The 18492-nt window shown below is 35.5% G+C and carries 17 protein-coding genes, 2 other RNA genes and 2 riboswitches; of the genes, 3 read left to right on the top strand and 16 right to left on the bottom strand.

The window, feature by feature from the left end; translation table 11 throughout:
* Positions 1-253 precede the first annotated feature (253 nt).
* Positions 254-419: riboswitch (M-box (ykoK) riboswitch) on the bottom strand.
* A gap of 203 nt (positions 420-622) precedes the next feature.
* Genes JFT95_RS06170 through JFT95_RS06160 form a run of 3 tightly spaced genes read right to left on the bottom strand, consistent with a single transcriptional unit; the run spans position 623 to position 2556 of the window.
* Entirely contained in the window at positions 623-1009 is a 387-nt protein-coding gene (locus tag JFT95_RS06170; protein WP_002086561.1) for a DUF350 domain-containing protein, read from the bottom strand.
* Positions 1006-2241, bottom strand: a complete 1236-nt coding sequence (locus JFT95_RS06165; RefSeq protein WP_002135337.1) for a glutathionylspermidine synthase family protein — start codon at positions 2239-2241, stop codon at positions 1006-1008. The genes JFT95_RS06170 and JFT95_RS06165 overlap by 4 nt, the downstream gene beginning before the upstream one ends.
* Positions 2242-2244: 3 nt before the next feature.
* Positions 2245-2556: a hypothetical protein gene (locus tag JFT95_RS06160; protein WP_002126505.1), complete on the bottom strand. Its 312-nt coding sequence runs from the start codon at positions 2554-2556 to the stop codon at positions 2245-2247.
* Positions 2557-2639: 83 nt separating this feature from the next.
* Between JFT95_RS06160 and JFT95_RS06155 the strand changes: the two genes are divergently transcribed.
* Entirely contained in the window at positions 2640-3089 is a 450-nt protein-coding gene (locus JFT95_RS06155) for a hypothetical protein (protein WP_002030848.1), read from the top strand.
* Positions 3090-3144: 55 nt separating this feature from the next.
* Here the strand turns inward: JFT95_RS06155 and ssrS (JFT95_RS06150) are convergent.
* From ssrS (JFT95_RS06150) to JFT95_RS06130, 5 genes are all read right to left on the bottom strand, one after another.
* Positions 3145-3328: non-coding RNA, 6S RNA (gene ssrS / locus JFT95_RS06150), on the bottom strand.
* A gap of 21 nt (positions 3329-3349) precedes the next feature.
* Positions 3350-3532, bottom strand: a non-coding RNA gene (ssrS, locus tag JFT95_RS06145) — 6S RNA.
* Between the two features lie 116 nt (positions 3533-3648).
* Positions 3649-4482: a sulfurtransferase gene (locus tag JFT95_RS06140; protein WP_201051713.1), complete on the bottom strand. Its 834-nt coding sequence runs from the start codon at positions 4480-4482 to the stop codon at positions 3649-3651.
* A 2-nt stretch (positions 4483-4484) separates the two neighbouring features.
* Positions 4485-4757 carry a YpbS family protein gene (locus tag JFT95_RS06135; RefSeq protein WP_085310135.1) on the bottom strand — a complete coding sequence of 91 codons (273 nt, stop codon included), beginning with the start codon at positions 4755-4757 and terminating at the stop codon, positions 4485-4487.
* A 21-nt stretch (positions 4758-4778) separates the two neighbouring features.
* A complete protein-coding gene (locus JFT95_RS06130) occupies positions 4779-5246 on the bottom strand; it encodes a GNAT family N-acetyltransferase (protein WP_201051711.1) in 468 nt (155 codons plus the stop codon).
* A gap of 71 nt (positions 5247-5317) precedes the next feature.
* Here JFT95_RS06130 and JFT95_RS06125 point away from each other — a divergent pair, with 71 nt between their 5' ends.
* A complete protein-coding gene (locus JFT95_RS06125) occupies positions 5318-5572 on the top strand; it encodes a DUF3931 domain-containing protein (protein WP_000369740.1) in 255 nt (84 codons plus the stop codon).
* A gap of 3 nt (positions 5573-5575) precedes the next feature.
* On the opposite strand, the gene JFT95_RS06120 is transcribed toward JFT95_RS06125, so the two are convergent.
* On the bottom strand, positions 5576-9235 hold the full coding sequence (locus tag JFT95_RS06120; protein ID WP_201051709.1) for a dynamin family protein: 3660 nt from the start codon (positions 9233-9235) through the stop codon (positions 5576-5578).
* A 218-nt stretch (positions 9236-9453) separates the two neighbouring features.
* Positions 9454-9576, bottom strand: coding sequence for a hypothetical protein (locus JFT95_RS29845; RefSeq protein WP_274606797.1), 123 nt, complete (start codon positions 9574-9576; stop codon positions 9454-9456).
* Between the two features lie 387 nt (positions 9577-9963).
* Here JFT95_RS29845 and JFT95_RS06115 point away from each other — a divergent pair, with 387 nt between their 5' ends.
* Positions 9964-11127, top strand: coding sequence for a DUF418 domain-containing protein (locus JFT95_RS06115; protein ID WP_201051707.1), 1164 nt, complete (start codon positions 9964-9966; stop codon positions 11125-11127).
* Positions 11128-11142: 15 nt separating this feature from the next.
* Here JFT95_RS06115 and pbuX read toward each other — a convergent pair whose 3' ends face one another.
* The 6 genes from pbuX to JFT95_RS06085 all read right to left on the bottom strand — a co-directional run bounded on the left by pbuX (position 11143) and on the right by JFT95_RS06085 (position 18373).
* Positions 11143-12459, bottom strand: a complete 1317-nt coding sequence (gene pbuX, locus JFT95_RS06110) for a xanthine permease PbuX (protein ID WP_088039069.1) — start codon at positions 12457-12459, stop codon at positions 11143-11145.
* A gap of 3 nt (positions 12460-12462) precedes the next feature.
* Positions 12463-13056 (bottom strand): xanthine phosphoribosyltransferase, encoded by a 594-nt coding sequence (locus JFT95_RS06105; RefSeq protein WP_002030831.1) that lies wholly within the window; start codon positions 13054-13056, stop codon positions 12463-12465.
* Between the two features lie 106 nt (positions 13057-13162).
* A riboswitch (purine riboswitch) is annotated at positions 13163-13264 on the bottom strand.
* A 115-nt stretch (positions 13265-13379) separates the two neighbouring features.
* On the bottom strand, positions 13380-14126 hold the full coding sequence (locus JFT95_RS06100) for a type I methionyl aminopeptidase (RefSeq protein ID WP_201051705.1): 747 nt from the start codon (positions 14124-14126) through the stop codon (positions 13380-13382).
* Between the two features lie 154 nt (positions 14127-14280).
* A complete protein-coding gene (locus JFT95_RS06095; protein ID WP_201051703.1) occupies positions 14281-14751 on the bottom strand; it encodes a GNAT family N-acetyltransferase in 471 nt (156 codons plus the stop codon).
* Between the two features lie 48 nt (positions 14752-14799).
* A complete protein-coding gene (ypwA, locus tag JFT95_RS06090; RefSeq protein WP_002030824.1) occupies positions 14800-16317 on the bottom strand; it encodes a carboxypeptidase in 1518 nt (505 codons plus the stop codon).
* 118 nt (positions 16318-16435) lie between these two features.
* Positions 16436-18373 (bottom strand): ATP-dependent DNA helicase, encoded by a 1938-nt coding sequence (locus JFT95_RS06085; RefSeq protein ID WP_002011942.1) that lies wholly within the window; start codon positions 18371-18373, stop codon positions 16436-16438.
* Positions 18374-18492: the final 119 nt, after the last annotated feature.

The raw sequence follows: 18492 nt of genomic DNA, 5'->3' as shown, positions 1-18492 counted from the left end.
TACATTATGATAAATATAGAGGGAGGAACAAGTCGTTTCCTGCCTACATCATATATTTTTGATTTGAAGTATATGGGTAACGGAACCGAGTCAGAATTTGACATGCTCCTCACCTCCTCTTTAATTTTTTAGTTATAATCTATACTATGAAATTACTCATAGCTTGCTAACAAAAAAGACCCTTACTCATAAGAGAGCAAAGGTCATTGCATACACAAATAAGCGATTCCGAATATAATACAATTAGAAATCTATGGACCTCTCCCTCGCCGAGTTTTAGCACTGTATAGCATAGGTTCATTACCAGCTACGTTAAGAAAAACCTTAATTCGATCATTCCTGTTGACCCATTGGCGTCTCTCGACATTTTTGGGCAGTAGCATTTCTCTATACAGGAGCCTCACCTAACAGAGACTTATTATAATTACATAGAAAATGTTACTCTTATTTAAAATAGATGTCAACACTTTGTATGGAAACTTTTCCTTATTACAATAACTATCTCGAGTTTAGTACACTAATACGCATCCTGCTCAGCGTTCGGCTACATAAATTAATTGAACACATATTGCAAAAAATTAGCAAATGAAAAATAAAACCCTTACGTTAAAATGTAAGGGTTTTAATACGTTACACAACCAGCAATTACAATTCCGATGGAAAGTGATAAAAACATAAGGAAAAGACCAACTGCTTGATTATCTTCTTCAAGACTTTTATTAATATTAAAACGTGGTGTAAGCCATTCCGCTAAATAAAAGACAATAATTTGAGCTAAGATCCCAACAGCTCCCCATGAAACCATATCAAGAATTGAAATAGAATTAGCAGCCGTTGAATATAAAACGATAGCAAGACCAAGTAGTCTTCCTCCAAGTACATAGCTTACCGCTTTATTCCCTTGAGCCATTAACTTAAATTCCTTAACTTTCGTTGTCACTTCCATAAGAAAAAGACCGATACATAAAAGTACAAGTGATACTGCTAAATATAGTAAAAAATTAATCATTTATTTTCCTCCTTCTTAATACCTACCGGTAAATAATACGATTCATTTCCCGTAATTTTTTCTCCGGCACGTATACCGATGCTGCTCGCTTTTCCAGCAATTAAAAAAGCCCCAAACACGTACGACAGCTTCTCAATTCCTTTTTCAGTTTCCAAAAATACAACTGGAAGCTCTGTATATTTCTGAAATATAGGCAGTGACGATTTATACGTTTCATGTGCATTTCGAATCATAATATTTGTATCCTTATCACGAATCGTAATCGTGTCACCTTCCCTACCGAACGAAGGTTTTTGAACGAAAGGACTTTTCCCCAAAAATAAATCTGGCTCTAAATATGTAGGAAGCATATATTCTTTAATCCACTTTTGTTCCTCACTTGTGTAAAAAGCACCTTCTTCTGCTAATCCCCAAATAAGACATTGAATTGATTTCGGCTGAAGTAAAAAGGCCGACAAAGGATTTATAATAAAAAGCTTTCCTTCTTTTACAAGTTGCAAAAGTTCTACTCCCACCAAATCCCCCGTTTCGGGATCTTGATCTTCAATTAAGTCTTCAATTGGATATGTTTGGCGATACAAAACATCAATTGGTACACCATCTCTATCTACTAAAGCATCATCTGTAATTCTAAGTTCTGTCATTGGCATCACTTTATTTTCAACATGACATAGCCCACTCAAATACATAGTCGTATTCCAATCTTCTATATGTTCAGGATGAGCTGTGAAAACAACATTTGGATCTTCCATTCCTTTTGTAAACTCCATTACGGCTTTTGTAATACCAGAAGAAAGTAAGCGCTCTTGATTTGCATTTGGATCATCATAGTCAAGTTCTTCACAAACTTTTCCATTCATTTGAAAGCATTCCACAATAAAAGTTGGAGTATCACTATTAAACTCAAGCATTTTAATACGATTATCCTCTGTTAAAGCAAAATCAAATCGTGAAATAACAGATTCAGGATACATCCCTTTCAGTCTAATAAAAGGCAAGCTTGCAGTTGGAAAACCGAGTTCAAGAAGCTGTTCATTAGATAAATTCCGAAGAATTCTAGCAGTCTTAAAAAATATTTTTCCCATTCGTTCAGTTGCTACTTGTAATTGTTTCATCGTTTGCTCTGTTATCGGGAAAACATGAAACAAACTATACTCACATTCATATAAATCCGACCAGAAATGAGGATAATTCGAATAAAATTCTTTTCGTTTCTTTATGTATTGCGACATATTTTAACCTCCAAATCCACCTTTTGAACCGCTTCCAATTCCACCTTTAAATTCGGCCGAAGATTGATAAGTTTTAAACTCTGATGAATTTTTGAAGGTGGATTTATTTTGATAGTATGTACCACCATAAAAGTAATGTCCACGATAACCTGAACTACTATCATCACACTGCCAAACACCAAGCTCATCATCCCAATCCCAATCAGAACAACTATTATCATTCGGTTCGGGGGGAATATCTTGCGCGCAGCCAAATAAAGTGCCCGTCATTAAAGATGTTAGGACACCACCTACTAGCCATTTCGTTTTTGTCACCTTTGCACTCCCCTTTTTAAATTATATTTCTATTATATAAGATGTCATGATAAAGTAGAAGAAAAAGGAAGAAGAGGGATAAAATGCGATTGGAATATCGGCTCAATGATGAAACAAACGGGTATCCAGCTTTATGGAACTACGCAAATATTTCTAATTCTGAAATTGTCGCGCGCATGACTTGTGAATATTTTATAAAAGATGGAAATACATATATCGTTACTGCAACTTCAGTAGATCCAGACGGGACAGCAGTGTTATATATACAAAAAGAAGTTTTTTCCAACGACCCTTCAGATCCTACATACTCGCACATAGGTTTTGAAATTAGAGAACTAAAGGAAACCTGCTCAATTATGATAGAAAGTAAAGATATTTGGAATTACGAGGATATCTTACCCTCTCTCCATTCAGATATTATATATATTCAACGGGATGGAATACATTTGGAATTCACCCTCGATTCAAGAGAAATTGATGAAGACCGCAAGTGCTATATTTATTATGGGAACTTTACAGGTAAATCTAGATAACATGAGTATATTTATTCAACAAAAAAACCTTACGTATAAAACGTAAGGTTTTTTATATAGTCCCACATATGCCGTTATCTATAGATGTCCATAAACCTGCTTTCACAGGTGGATGTTCTCACAAATGTTTGTAACTTCCTTCTTAAAAAGATGGCCTGCTATCTACATTTAAATATTGAACTTCCGCATTATACTTATTGGTTTAAGACATACACAAGCTACGTACACCGTAGGAATTTTATATACTATTAGTTGAAATAAGACCCCCGCAAGTGCCGTCTCTCGTAAATGTCCAAAAACCCGCTACTCGCAGGTGGATGCCCTCACAGTTACCGTATATCTTCCTCCACAAGGAAGGCTTGATAATGGTCACTAAATATTGAGCTTCCGTAAAACTAACATCGGTTTTAGACATAAATAAGTTACGCACACCGCAGGATGTATTATTTACTTGTCGTTATATTATCACATTGTTTCCAATGTGTAAAATATAATTTTTTTGAAGCAATCTCTTGCTTGTGACCTTATTTTAATACAAATTATTTTTGCATGCAAGTGATTAATCTTCTTCTTTTGCAATTTGATTTTCTGGATAAGAAATCCAATCACTCCAGCTACCTGTATACAATTTAACATTTTGAAAACCAGCTAATTTTAATGCAACTATGTTCGGACACGCTGTAACACCAGAACCACAATATACGATTGTTTCCTTCTCTTTATCAAGATTTTGGAAACGCCTTTGCTGTTCCTCTTCGTTTTTAAAGTGTCCCGATTCTAAAATCCCATCTTTCCAAAAATAGTTTACTGCCGTCGGAATATGCCCTGCCTTCGAATCAACGAGCTCTTCCGCACCAGCATAACGTTTTGGTTCCCTAGAATCAATTAATGTCATATTTGCACCTGCACGAATTTTCCCTCTCACATCTTCCACCATTACAAGCATATTTTCTTGTATTTCCGGTATAAAAGGTTTTCGTGCAATAACTGGGATATTCGGCGTTGTGTGTAGTCCATTCTCTTTCCAAGCTGGAAATCCGCCATCTAATATATATACTTTCTCATGTCCTACATAGTTTAATAACCACCAGAGACGAGAAGCATTTGCACCCGCTTGACTGTCATATGCAATTACTGTCGTATGTTCACCAATACCAGCTTGTGAAAGCTTGTCTGCAAACTCCTCAATATTCGGCAATGGATGGCGACCACCATGTTCTGTTACAGGACTTGATAAATCTAAATTCAAATCAAAATATAACGCATGAAGAATATGTTCTTCCTCATACTTTTCTCTACCCCAATTAGGATTCGCTAAATCAAAACGACAATCGATTATACGGACATTCTCATCTTCTATATGCTCACGTAACCATTCGACTGTAACTATCATCTTTAACGACCTTCTTTCTCTTGCAAACGACTTACATACTCCATAACCATTTCTTCTGTAACAAATTTACGCTGCAGTGTAACACCATTTTTTGCAAGATCATTAATTTGCTTTGTTACAACATTAATGATCTCAACCGAAAATTCTTTCCCCTTTGACGCAAGAGATACGGCTGCTTCAATAGCTGCTTCACGCTGCGCATCTAATTGTAAACATGCTTTTACACTTTCATTTTGTTTACGAGAATGTGCTGTAATTGCTTTATGTACTTCCATCTTCTCTTCCCCCTAAATAAGTTATACGTTCTTATTCAATTCCATTGCAAGCCGAATCATATCGCGACATACAATCCCATTTTCAATAATCTCTTCTTCATAATGCTTTGAAAAGTAATCAAAATCAATAGAAAAAATACGAAATCCACATTTTTGATATAAAGCAAGTTGTGAAACACTAGAATTGCCTGTACCAACTTCAAGTTTTGACATACCATATCCTTTAGCAGTTTCTACGGCATGACTTAATAGCTGCTTTCCAATCCCTTTTCCTTGCAAATGCTCTACAACCGCAATATTCATAATTTCCATTGTCCTTGGTCTTGTTTCCAAAAGCACATATACACCGATGATTCTTTCTTCTTGTTTAGCTATATACGTAAACCCTCTCTGTACATATGCATCAATTTGGCTTTCACTTGGATCAGCAAGAAGTAATAAAGATTTCGGTATAGCTTCTTTCGAAATATGCTCTATGACAACAGACATAAAAATTCCCCCTCCTCTATTGTTCTAACCCCCCCTTGTCTACCATAGATAATAGAAAGGAGGGATTCACCATGGACAACAATGAGAAAAAATGCAACGTCATCTCTATTGATGGAAAGAAAAAGAAGAGCGACACATATTCCTATCCAAAATTAGTAGTAGAAAACAAAACGTATGAGTTTTCTTCATTCGTCTTATGCGGTGAAACACCAGACGGCAGACGCTTAGTTCTTACCCATATGATTTCTACTGATGAGTTTGCAGGGTTTGTAAAATCTTTAGATACTGTACTACAAAAGAAAATTGAACGAATCTTTTTTTCATAACAGCTATTTAATATAAATTTCTTTTTCAATTTCTACTAACTGCTTTTGTAGCTCTTCTTTACTTTGTTCGTATAGCGATACATCAATTGTTTCAGCTAAAGCGAATAATATACTTTCATAATAATTCTCAACGTCTTGCTGCATCACTTTTTGGAATAGGTTCCATTTTGCATCCCACTCTTGCTTATAATGATGAACGAATAAATCTTCTTCATCAACTACATAGTTTGATACGAAAGGTTCTAACACTCCTTTAGCGTCTTCTTGCATAAAAGCTTTATCATTTTTTTCAAAAAAGCTTTTCTCATTTTTAAAATGTGCTAGTGCCTTTTTAAAATCTTTTATTTCTATTGAAGGAAACGGCTCTTTATGTGTAATAATTTTATATTCATAATCCACTGTTCCACCCATAGAAATCGATTCATTTTCCACTTTGCAATTCACAACAATTTCATCCTTTGCACGCTTCATCGCTTCATCTATCCATTTTTCAAGACGTAATGATGTCGCACGCATTTCTTGTAATAAATCATGTTGAATAAATGAAACTAATTCCATTACACATTGCTGCAACTGCATTTTCACATTCCCATCTGTTCGTAACGACGCCGGATTAATAAATTCAGTAAACACATCGTTATAGCGTAAAAATAGACGTTGGTGTACATAATAAAGCAATTCTTTCACTTCATTTTGCATTGCTTGCTCTTCAGCAAGTACACTATATGATGAAATAATATGAAGTAGCTGATTACGCTCTGCTTCATATTTTTTTGTTTGCTTCTCTTTCTCATCATTTCCCTGCTTTGCGCCATTTATCATATTTACAAGAAGCTGATTCGCTCCTTGCAATGCACCATATAAAGCATGCACAGATACAAGCATTAAATCCCTCATCATAAAGGACGTAAATGATTCTTCAAACTTAGTAATCCCGGAGTTTTGTAAAATACCATACTTTTCTTTATCAATACTTTTCCCTTGCTTTTCTTCAAGCGCACATAAACTTGAAATTGCAAATAAACGTGGACTTCTAATACCGTATTGCAGGAGCTGATCGGCAATATAACCTTTTACCATTTCAAGTTCTTCTTCAGATTGTGCTAAATCGGCAGCATTTATTAAGAAGAACATTTTATCAAGTGCAAATGTATCCTTTACACGACCGAGCTGAATTAAAAATTCACGATCCGCACGAGAGAAAACATGATTATAGTATGTTACGAATAAAATAGCATCTGCGTTTTTAATATACTGGAATGCAACATCCGTATGGCGCGCGTTAATAGAATCCGCCCCTGGTGTATCTACAAGAGCTACTCCTTGCCTTGTTAAAGCACAATCATAATAAAGCTCCATATACTCAACAAAGCATGATTTTTCTTCATTAGCTACATAATCAGAGAACTCCTCTAACGTAACTCGTAATTGTTCCCCTAAATGATTAGCAACTGCCTCATATCCTTTTTGTACCGCTCGCAAAAAGCTAAATGTTGTTTTTTGCTTCCCGCTTGGTGAAGGGTATTTCATAATTTGATCAATTTTCGTTAACGCTTCTTCCAATGTAGCAATTTCATAGTGAAACATTTTATAAACAGCTTTCATATCTTCTAACAGCGCTTGCTCTGACTTAAACTGGACAATTACCGATCCATGTGGTTTATCTTCTGTAACTGGCAAAATTTGATTTATTGTTGCTGTCGTTGGGTTTGGCGATACAGGAAGTACCTTTTCACCGAGCAATGCGTTAGCAAATGATGATTTCCCAGCACTAAAAGCTCCAAATAACGCTACTGTAAATTGCTTCGTTTCTACACGCTGTCTTTTTCCAACTACTTCTTGCTGTAGATGTTTCAGTGTAGGCAATGGATCTAATATCGTTTCAGCTTTCTTCACTTTTTCTAATATACGCTGAATATTTAAAGCTCTCGTTCCTTTAATCTCTTCTTCACTAGCCGCTACGTTATCATTTACAATTTCTTGCTCTTGTAGTGTAAACTTCTCACTAACAACTTGTTTTTTACTTTGTAATATTTCGTCTATTTGCAATCCATCTGGTATAGAAACATTTTCATTCCAAATATCTCCTAAATAGCTCTCATATTCCTCATACGTCTTAATGTACTGTAATTTTGTTTCTTTTGCTGTTTGTAACATCGTATATTTTTCAATTTCTTCTTCAATACGAGCAATCTCTATCTTCACTTTCTTCTGCAATATACCCGTACTTTTTCCAAAGATTTGCTGTGATTTCATAAAGTATCTTTTCTTTAACTCATTTGCAACGTCAGCAGTATAAAGAAGTAAGTAATCACCGGTAAATCCAGCCCCCTGTTTAATTGTTTCAGCCAACACTTCCGGTCCGAAAGCAATTTCTAACGCATATATGTCTTTCCCTATTTCCTCTGTAAATAACCCTTCTTCTTTTAAGAAGGCTACAATAAATTCTTTCACATGAAAATCAAGTTGCGTTTCAACAGTCTTTTGAAGAGTAGAATAAAAAGCATCTACACGTCTCTGTTTTTCTTGCTCCGTCTTTCCTTTCGCAAATAACAAGCCAACTTTAAACTTCGTTAATTTCGTTTCTAAATATTTATTTGCCAATTCTCTCATTTCAAATGGCATTAAATACGCGTTATCTAATATGGCTTGTAAACCTTTTATAAATTCATTTCTCACATCAGATTCTTTACTAGCCACCCGATTTTTATTTTCAGTTAACTCTTCCTTTTTTTCAACTATCTCTGAAAGTGACAGTGGTGATGTTAATTCTTCTTCATATTTCATGAGATGTTTTTCATTTTCAGAAAGAATAAGCGAACAATGTTCTTGCAGTAAATATTCTGCTTCTCGCTCCATTCCCTTTCTTACATACTGCTCTTTTTCTTTCATGATAGAAAAGATTAATGCTTCTAAACTTTGAATTTCATTGTATGGATGATTCATCATTCGCAATGATGTATAGAAAATACCATCTACTTCAATATCCCAGTTAGAAAAAGACTGTTTTACACTATCTCTATACTCTTCAAACGATAACTCATTTGCTTTATGTTTATCTATTTGGTTTACAACGAGATAAACCGTTTTATTACGTTGTTTCAATTCTTTAACAAACTGTAAGTTAACCTCTGATTGGACATGGTTATAATCCATCATATAGAAAATAACATCTGCTAGATGCAGTGTTGATTCCGTCGCTAATTGGTGGGCATCATCCGTAGAATCAATTCCGGGCGTATCAACTAACATAACCCCATCAGGAATTGGCGCATCATTTCGATAAATATGAACACCAATTACTTCATCACCGTCTTTACATATTTGTTTTAATTCTTCTGCTGAATATGCGCCGTCATATTCATACTGTTCTCCAGACTTAATCGTTACAACAACACGATCAGATCCTCTTTCAATTTTAACAACGTTAGCACTCGTTGGAATCGGACTTGTCGGTAATAATTGCGCTTTATATAGGTGATTCATCATTGTCGATTTCCCAGCAGAAAAATGACCACAAAAAGCTAGCATAAGCTGCTCTTGTTTATATTTTTGAATCACTTCAAACAACTTCAAACTATTCTCTACATCGCCGTTTTTTTGCCACTCTTCATAAAAACAAACAAGTTTTTTCATACCGTTTGTCTGTACTATGTTTGTCATCCCCTTGTTCCCCTTTATCCAAGATGTATATACTTTATCCCGCTATTTGTGGGCAGTAAAAACCCGTTTCGTGCGGGCTATTAATCAGTGAGGGATAGACCTCCCCGCTGATTAAAGTTTCACTTTATTATCATACTAAATTTTCAGCATATTCACATCAAAAATAAAAAATCCCTTTCATTCTTTTTACAAATGAAAGGGATTTTATGTAATATTATTCATTTTGTTGTTCCTACTCCATTTAATACATACTTTGTAACACCAACATATATAGCAATCGTTCCTACAACAAGTGCATACACCATATTAACACACCAACCTTTTTTGATAATGATTATCACTTTTGAATACATTTTATCATTAAAGAGAATCATTATCAACAAATTTCAAAAAAAAGAAAGCTCCTTCGGGAAAAGGAGCTTTACTGCCTGTTTTAAAGAAGTTTAAAACTTGCTGTGCACTCTTATTATATCTCATAATACACATCTTAGCAGTTTTAAAAATTGGAAATTACCTATATACCCTCCTCTTTACATTTTGTATAATAGAGTGAAACTGTAATTAGTGGGGATATTTCCCATCCCCACTAATTATTAGTTGAACCAATCGGGCTTTTACAAGCAGTCGATCTCCCACCTAACTTCCTCGTATTCACTGAATTTTGAGGTGGGAGTCTTACTGCTTGTTAATGCGGGATAAAAGGGAATTACTTAACAAGGAGGAAAATAATGACACAAAATATTTCACAAGGCGAGAGGATACACTCCATCGATATTATTAGAGGAATAGCTGTACTAGGTATTTTTCTTGTTAACTGGCCTGTTATCGCTGGGATTGACTCACGTGATCTTTCAGGAATTTATGAGGGGCTAGATAGCTATATCCGTCTGTTTTACGATATGTTTATTCAAACAAAGTTTTATACTATCTTTTCGTTTTTATTCGGCCTAGGCTTTTACATTTTTATGACTCGTGCTGAAGCGAAAACAGATCGACCAAAAACTTTATTTGTTCGTCGCTTACTTATTTTATTATTATTTGGTTTCTTACATTACGTTCTTTTATGGGACGGAGACATTTTACATACTTATGCAATCGCTGGATTTTTCTTATTTTTATTTTATAAGAGAGAACCTCGTACCATTTTAATATGGGCAATCGTTTTATTAAGTATTTTTCAATTTCTTATGCTAATTGCTAGTATTGGTATTGCCTTCATGCCAAAGGATGAACTTGGGTTATCCTTACCAATCATGCCACTTGAAGACTGGGTGTCACAAATACAAAATCGTTTCCATGCATTTTATGCTGATGGAATTGGACTAAACGCATTCATGCTCCCAGAAACAGTTGGGCTATTTTTACTTGGTTTATATGCCGGTAAAAAGGATATTTTCCGCCGTACGAAAGAGTTAGATCCAAAGCTTAAAAAATGGCAAATTATTATGTTCATTTTAACATTGCCAATGTGGTTCTTCATGGTCCGCTATTTCTTATCAAAACCATCTTATGAACCAATTTATATGCAGGCCTTTACAATGTTTAGTGGAAAAACATTATTCATATTCTACATTTTCACGCTCATGCGTTCATTACAAAAAGAAAGATGGCAAACATTATTACGTCCGTTCCAATATGTCGGACGAATGGCGTTAACAAATTACATCACGCATACGATTATTACGTTACTTGTATTCGGCCTATTTTTCAAAAATTATTATCCCGCTCCATTATGGGTAGGACCACTATTTTGCATCGGTTTCTACACGTTGCAAATCTTTATTTGCCGCTGGTGGCTGTCACGTTATCAATATGGGCCACTTGAGTACATTTGGCGTCTTGGTACGTACGGGAAAATGATGCCACTTAAAAAGAAAAGCAAGGTCTCATAATGAGACCTTGCTTTTTTACGCTTCCCTTACTGCACTTTGCATAGACACTGGCTCTTCTTTTACTTTACGCTGTGGCACCATATTAAATACGATATTTAATAGTACTGCTGACGCACTTCCAAGTACAATTCCGTTATCTGTTAAAATACGAATGTTTTCAGGAAGTTGTGAGAATAATGTAGGAACAACTGTAACCCCAAGCCCAATTCCTACAGAACATGCAACGATTAATAAGTTTTCTTGTTTACCAAAATCAACGCTACTTAACATTTTAATACCATATGCCATTACCATACCGAACATTGCTAGCATTGCACCGCCAAGTACTGATTTCGGAATAATTGTTGTAATGGCTGCGATTTTAGGAATAAACCCAAGAGCAATTAACATACCACCACAAGTATAGATAATGACGCGATTTCTTACTCCAGTTAATTGAACAAGTCCTACGTTTTGAGAATATGTTGTGTATGGAAATGCGTTAAAAATACCACCTAGAACCATCGCTAATCCTTCTGCGCGATAGCCTTTTGTTAATTCTTTTTCACCGATCTTTTTATTGCAAATATCAGATAATGCGAAATATACACCTGTTGCTTCTACAATCCCTACGCAAGCAACTAAAATCATCGTAATAATTGGCGTTAATTCAAATGTTGGTGTACCGAAGTAAAATGGCTGAATACCGTGGAACCAATCCGCTTCTCCAACTGCTTGCAAACTTACTTTCCCCATAAATGCTGCAACGATTGTACCGAACAATAGACCTAGTAAAATAGAGATTGAACGAATAAATCCGTCAAAGAAACGATACATAATGATGATAAATAATAATACACCAAATGCTAACGCTAAATTTTCAAGACTACCGAAATCTTTACTTCCTACTCCTCCAGCCATATCATTAATTGCTGCTGGAACAAGTGTAACTCCAATTACGGTAACGACAGATCCTGTTACGACAGGTGGAAACAGCTTTACAAGCTTTCCAAATAATTTCGCAAAAATAACAACGAATAACCCAGCAGCAATAATTGCTCCATAAATAGAAGACACGCCGTATTGTTTCCCGATTGCAATCATCGGCCCAACCGCTGTAAATGTGCAACCAAGTACAACGGGAAGTCCAATACCGAAAAAGCGATTTGATAATGCTTGTAAAATTGTCGCAACGCCGCACATTAATAAATCAATCGAGACTAAATATGTTAACTCTTTTTGATTTAAACCAAGTCCGCCGCCCACAATAAGCGGAACGATAATTGCGCCAGCATACATCGCAAGCATATGCTGCATACCAAGCGATGCGATTTTAAATGGATGTTGCTTCATCGTTTATTTCACCTCCGCAGTTTCTTGCTGTACAAATGTAACTGTGCCGTTATCAAGTGATGCAATTTCTGCTAGTGATTCAACACGAACACCCTGTTCACGCAGCTTCTTTCCTCCATCTTGAAATGCTTTTTCAATAACAATACCAATTCCCGCAATACTTGCTCCAGATTGCTCTACTAAACTCATTAAACCTAAAGCAGCCTGACCGTTTGCTAAAAAGTCATCGATAATTAAAACGCGATCATTTTCATCAATATGATTTCGAGATAATGAAATCTCGTTCGTTTCTTGTTTTGTAAATGAATATACGTTTGCAACGTACATATTATCTTGTAACGTTAACGATTTACGTTTTCTTGCAAAGATTACTTTTACACCAAGCTCTAATGCAGCCATAACTGCTGGTGCAATGCCTGAAGATTCAATCGTCACGATTTTTGTAATGTTCTCTTCTTTAAAACGTTTAGCAAATTCTTTTCCGATCTCTTGCATAAGTACTGGGTCAATTTGATGATTTAAAAATGCATCTACCTTTAATACGTCACCAGATAAAACCTTTCCTTCGTTCAAAATCTTTTCTTGTAATACTTTCATGTTTGTTCCCCCTCTTATGCAATAAAAAACTCCAAAAGCCGCCACCACTCGTTACAAGTGAGAGACGCGCTTTTGGAGTTTCGCAAAAAAGAATGCTAAACAAGCAAATATATTCGTCCTCACTCATAGTCAAAGTATTTACGGTACTTCGGTAGAAACTTGCAGGCCATATCCCCGCGATTATATGAGTGTAGCTAACTATTTATTTATAGAAGGATTATAACGCACTTTTTTCACTTTGAAAAGCATTTATCGAAAAAACACGTACGAATTTTATGAAAATATCATTTTTGTTCGAGTTTTTCAAACTTTCACATTTCATATTACAACGTCGTTAATATGATAGGACCATCCTTCGTAATCGCAATTGTATGCTCATATTGAGCTGATAATTTACCGTCCATCGTTCTTGCAGTCCACCCATTTAAATCTACTTTAGAATATCGCATACCTACATTTACTATGGGCTCAATTGTAATTACCATTCCTTCTTGTAACTTAGGCCCTTGTCCTTGTTTACCAAAATGAAAAATCGCTGGTTCTTCATGAATCTCTTTACCGATCCCGTGTCCCGTAAAGTCTCTTGCGACAGAAAAACCTTCATTTGCTACATAACTTTCAATTGCATAGCCAATGTCTCCTACATGATTACCGATTACCGCCTGATCAATCCCTTTATACAAAGCATTCTCAGCTACTAACAATAACCTTTTTGCTTCATCAGAAATATCTCCAACTATATACGTCCATGCAGAATCCGAGAGCGCACCATTTAAGTTTACTACCATGTCAATTGTCACAATATCTCCTTCCTGTAAAGGTACATCACTAGGGAAACCGTGACACATTTCATCGTTTACAGATGCACATATCGCATATGGATACCCGTTGTAACCTTTCTGTTCAGATATTGCACCATGCTTTTCTAAATACGCTTCAACAAACGTATCAATTTCTTGTGTCGTTATTCCTGGTTTCATCATTTTGGCAATTTCCCTATGACAAGAAGCTAGTAACTTCCCAGATTCATGCATCAAATCTATTTCATTTTTCGTTTTAATTGTAATCATACTACCTCTCCTTACTAAACTTGCTATTTGCTACTAAACTTCAATCATACACATCCTCTTCCAAAATTTCAAAACTTCTAATTACAACAAGTACAAAAACAAACATCATTTATTTCTACATCAAAATAAAAAAACAGAAGCTCTCCTCTGTTTTTTAAACATTTTTACATATATAATTCATTTTCAAAAACTCAAAACAACTACCATTTTTCTGTATAAACGTTCCAACAGCTTCGAATCCTGCTCTTTTATACACGTTAATCGCTCTTTCATTAAATGTCGCTACTGATAGCGTTATATAATTGCATCCGTATTTTTCTTTACTAAAAGCTAGTCCAGCTTTTACGAACTGTAGACCAAATCCATTCCCAGTTATATCAGGTCTCATTCCGAGACCTATATCAACCGTTTGATTATTTATGTTACTAAAACTAAAGAAACCAATGAGAGTACCATTTTCCTTCACAGAAAATGTATGATTCCCTCTACTCTCATCCTCTAAAAACTCAGCTAAATCTTCTTCATCTGCCTCTATATCATAAAAGGAATACTCCCCTTCATAATGCCAGTTATATGCAATTTCTTCTGCTTCCGCTTGCGACATTACTGTAAACATATAACCCATTTCTCTCACTCCCTCATAAAAAAAAGCTGCAATTAAGCAGCTCCTGTTTTATAACTCATAAATCTCTTTATATTTAGCTTCTAAATAATCAGCTAAGTAGTTTGCATTTAAACCTTCACCTGTCACATCTTTTAAAATTTCAAGTGGTTTTTTCGTTTTGCCATATTGGTGAATATTTTCTGTTAACCATTCACGAATTGGTGTCACGTTTCCTTCTTCTAATAATGCATCAAAGTTTGGAATATCCTTTAGCATCCTATGTTTAAATTGCGCTGCATACATATAACCAAGCGCATAAGATGGGAAGTATCCAAATGAACCACCAGCCCAGTGAACATCTTGCAATACACCTTGTGCATCGTTTTCCGGACGAATTCCTAAATATGCTTCCATCTTATCATTCCAAGCCGCTGGCAAATCCTTCACTTGTAATGTACCATCAAATAATTCTTTCTCAAGTTCATAACGAACCATGACGTGAAGCGGATATGTAAGCTCATCTGCTTCTATACGAATAAACGATGGCTTCGATTCGTTAATCGCATCATAAAACTCATCTACTGATATATCATTGAATTGACCATCGCTATACTCTTTTAATAAATCATAATTTTTCTTCCAGAATGATTTATTACGACCGATAAAGTTCTCAAAGAATAATGATTGTGACTCATGAATACCCATAGAAGTTCCACTACATAGCGGTGTACCTTCAAATTCCTCCGCAATATTTTGTTCATATACAGCATGGCCACATTCATGAATTGTTCCAAACACTGCCATACGGAAATCTTTTTCATCGTAACGAGTCGTAATACGAACATCCCCTCTATTTAATGTAATTTCAAAAGGATGTACCGTTTCATCAAGACGACCCGCTTCAAAGTTATAGTTCAATTGTTTTAATAACTCTAAAGTAAAATTCTTTTGTTTTTCTTTTGAAAAATGTTCAGCTAAAGCATTTGTTTTTAATTCTTTTTTAGACTCAGAAATTTCTTTCACAAGCGGAACGATACGTTCACGTAGTTGACCAAATACATGATCTAACACTTCTACTGTGATTCCCGGCTCATACATGTCTAATAGCGTGTTATATTTGTACGTTTCGTAACCCCAATATGTAATAAACTTCTTTTTGAATTCAACAATTTTTTCTAAATACGGACGGAACATTTCGAAGTCAGATTTTTCACGAGCTTCTTCCCATACACTTTCCGCTTTCGCTTCTAATTTCACATACGCTTCATATTCCGCTTGTGGAATTTTCTTATTTCTATCATATTCTTTACGACACTCTTCAACCATTTTCTTTGTCGTTTCAGAAAGTTTATTTTCAACAATTAAAGATTCTAGTTCAGTTAAATAGTTCCCCATCTCATCTGAAGTCGACATCGCAAACACTTCGGATGAAAGCATTCCAATTACTTCTGAACGCTGGTCTACTCCTTGCTTTGGTGCACCTGTTCTTAAATCCCAAAACATTAAGCTTAATGCCTCTCCGTAATTCTCTATCTTCTTCACATATGTTAAAAATTGTTTTTCCACTTCATATGTAGCAACTGTCATAGTATAAAAAACCTCCTTTTTCTACCTCAAACTTATTTCGACACTGAAACATAAATTCCTTTTCTAATAGAAAAAAAGCTTGGCAAATGCCAAACTTTTCCCTACAACATTTTTTCGCTTAAAGTACTTTTCCTTCTACCGGAAGTACTTTCTTCACTGCTTCTATCACTTTTTCATCTTCATTATCTGATAAGAATAATGATATAGCACCTTTATCTTCACTTGTACGAATTAAACGCCCAATTCCTTGGCGAAGACGTAAAATCATATAAGGCACATCTACGTCCCAGAATGGATCATTCACATGTTTACGCTTCGCCTCAAACACAGGATCGTTTGGAGGGAATGGTAATGACCAAATAATAACATGTGATAATGATGAACCTGGAATGTCTAAACCTTCCCATAAATGAACGGCACAAAGTACAGTCTCTTCTTCATTTTGGAAACGAGAAACGAGCTGACTAATTTCTTGATCTCCTTCATATAGGAACGGAACTGACATTTGCTCTTTACTTACATATTCTTTAAACGCTGCAAGTTCTTGCGTTGTACGGAATAATACGAGTGTACGTCCATTTGTTTTTTGTATATTTTCAAGTGTATATTGACACTTTCTTTCCCATTCATTTTCTTTCGTATACGGAAGTAAGTTTACTGTCATTTGCTCTTCATAATCAAACGGCGAAGCAACTGAGAATGATAAGTAATCTTTTACCCCTAGACTATTTGCAGTAAATGCGAACGAATCATTGTCAGATAATGTCGCAGAAGAGAAAATATATGGAATCTTCTTCGAGAATACTTTTTCTTGTAACACTTCTTCAACTGCACGCGGCATAATAACTAACGTGAAAGCACCATCGCCTTCTTCACCCCACGTAATTACATTTTTCTCGTGCATGAAAAGACGAAGTGAATGCTCTAACACATCTAAATGCTCATCAACAATATTTAAATCGTATGTGTTTACTGTATGCATTTCACTTTCAAATACTAATGCATCACCGACTTCACCGATTTTCGCATAAAGTCTTTTCGCTTCTGCAGTTACCTTTTCTGTCACAGTAATTTCTAAACGATCAGAACCTTCAATTTCCTTTTTATTCTCTTGTAGTACCCCAAAGAATTGTTCAGTTTGCCAAATTGTTTCTTCTACTAAATGTGCGAACTCTTCACGAATATCATTTTGTAATAATCTCGTTAAAAGTTGCTCCATCATCGTTTGTTTTAAACGGTACGTTAAAGCTTTTTGAGCTGCATATTCTACAAGATGCCCTTCATCGAATACAACGCAGCTACTTTCTGGTAATAACGGAATTTGTCCTTCACGTTTGCGAGCTTCGTACGTCCAAATATGATCCATATAGAAATCTTGAGAACAAATGATTAAATCTGCCGCTTTACGATAATGCTCGCGCGAAAGAGTTTGACCACAACGATGACGAGAATCACAAGTGAAGCAATCTTGGAAGTAATCCCAGTTTACCTTTGACCATTCCTCGTCATTTAACAGTGGAAATTCTTTTCGATCACCATAGTGAGTAAAGTTCTGCATCGTACCATGATCGAATACGAACTGAGGTAATTCGTAATATACATCTTCAATTACTTCTGGAGCTCGTCCACTCATAACATCTTCAAGTTTACGTAAACATAAATAATTATCCATTGACTTCGCAAGTCTAACATCAACAGATAGCCCTAACGCTTCAGATAACTTAGCAATGTCTCCTTCTTCTTTCACAAGCTGCTCAATTAACGTTTCATCTGCACAAGCGATAATAGCCGGCTTCCCTGTATAACGTGCATAACAAATTGCATATAGAAGATATACAATTGTTTTTCCTGTTCCTACACCCGCTTCTGCAAACATAACTTTCTTCTCTTGGAAAGCGCGCTCTAACTGAAACGCCATAAAAATCTGTTCATCACGCTCTTCAAAGCCCTTTTCCGGAAGAATGTCGTAAAACACATCTCCAATCCACTCATTCAACTTATCATAAAAATTATCTTGTTTTCCTACTTCAAATGGTAACCTATTCTCAGTAAACATCCTTAGCCTCCAACCAAACAGTTTTTCTATAAAAAGATATAGCAACTGCTACTCACATGTGCGCAGCCACTTTTCCCTGTTACAATACATAGAAATACACGAAAAAAAATTTTCCTTTC

This window comes from Bacillus sp. TH17 (genome assembly GCF_016651125.1).
GTDB classification, from domain to species: domain Bacteria; phylum Bacillota; class Bacilli; order Bacillales; family Bacillaceae_G; genus Bacillus_A; species Bacillus_A mycoides.
This window is presented reverse-complemented; position numbering and strand designations above follow the sequence as displayed.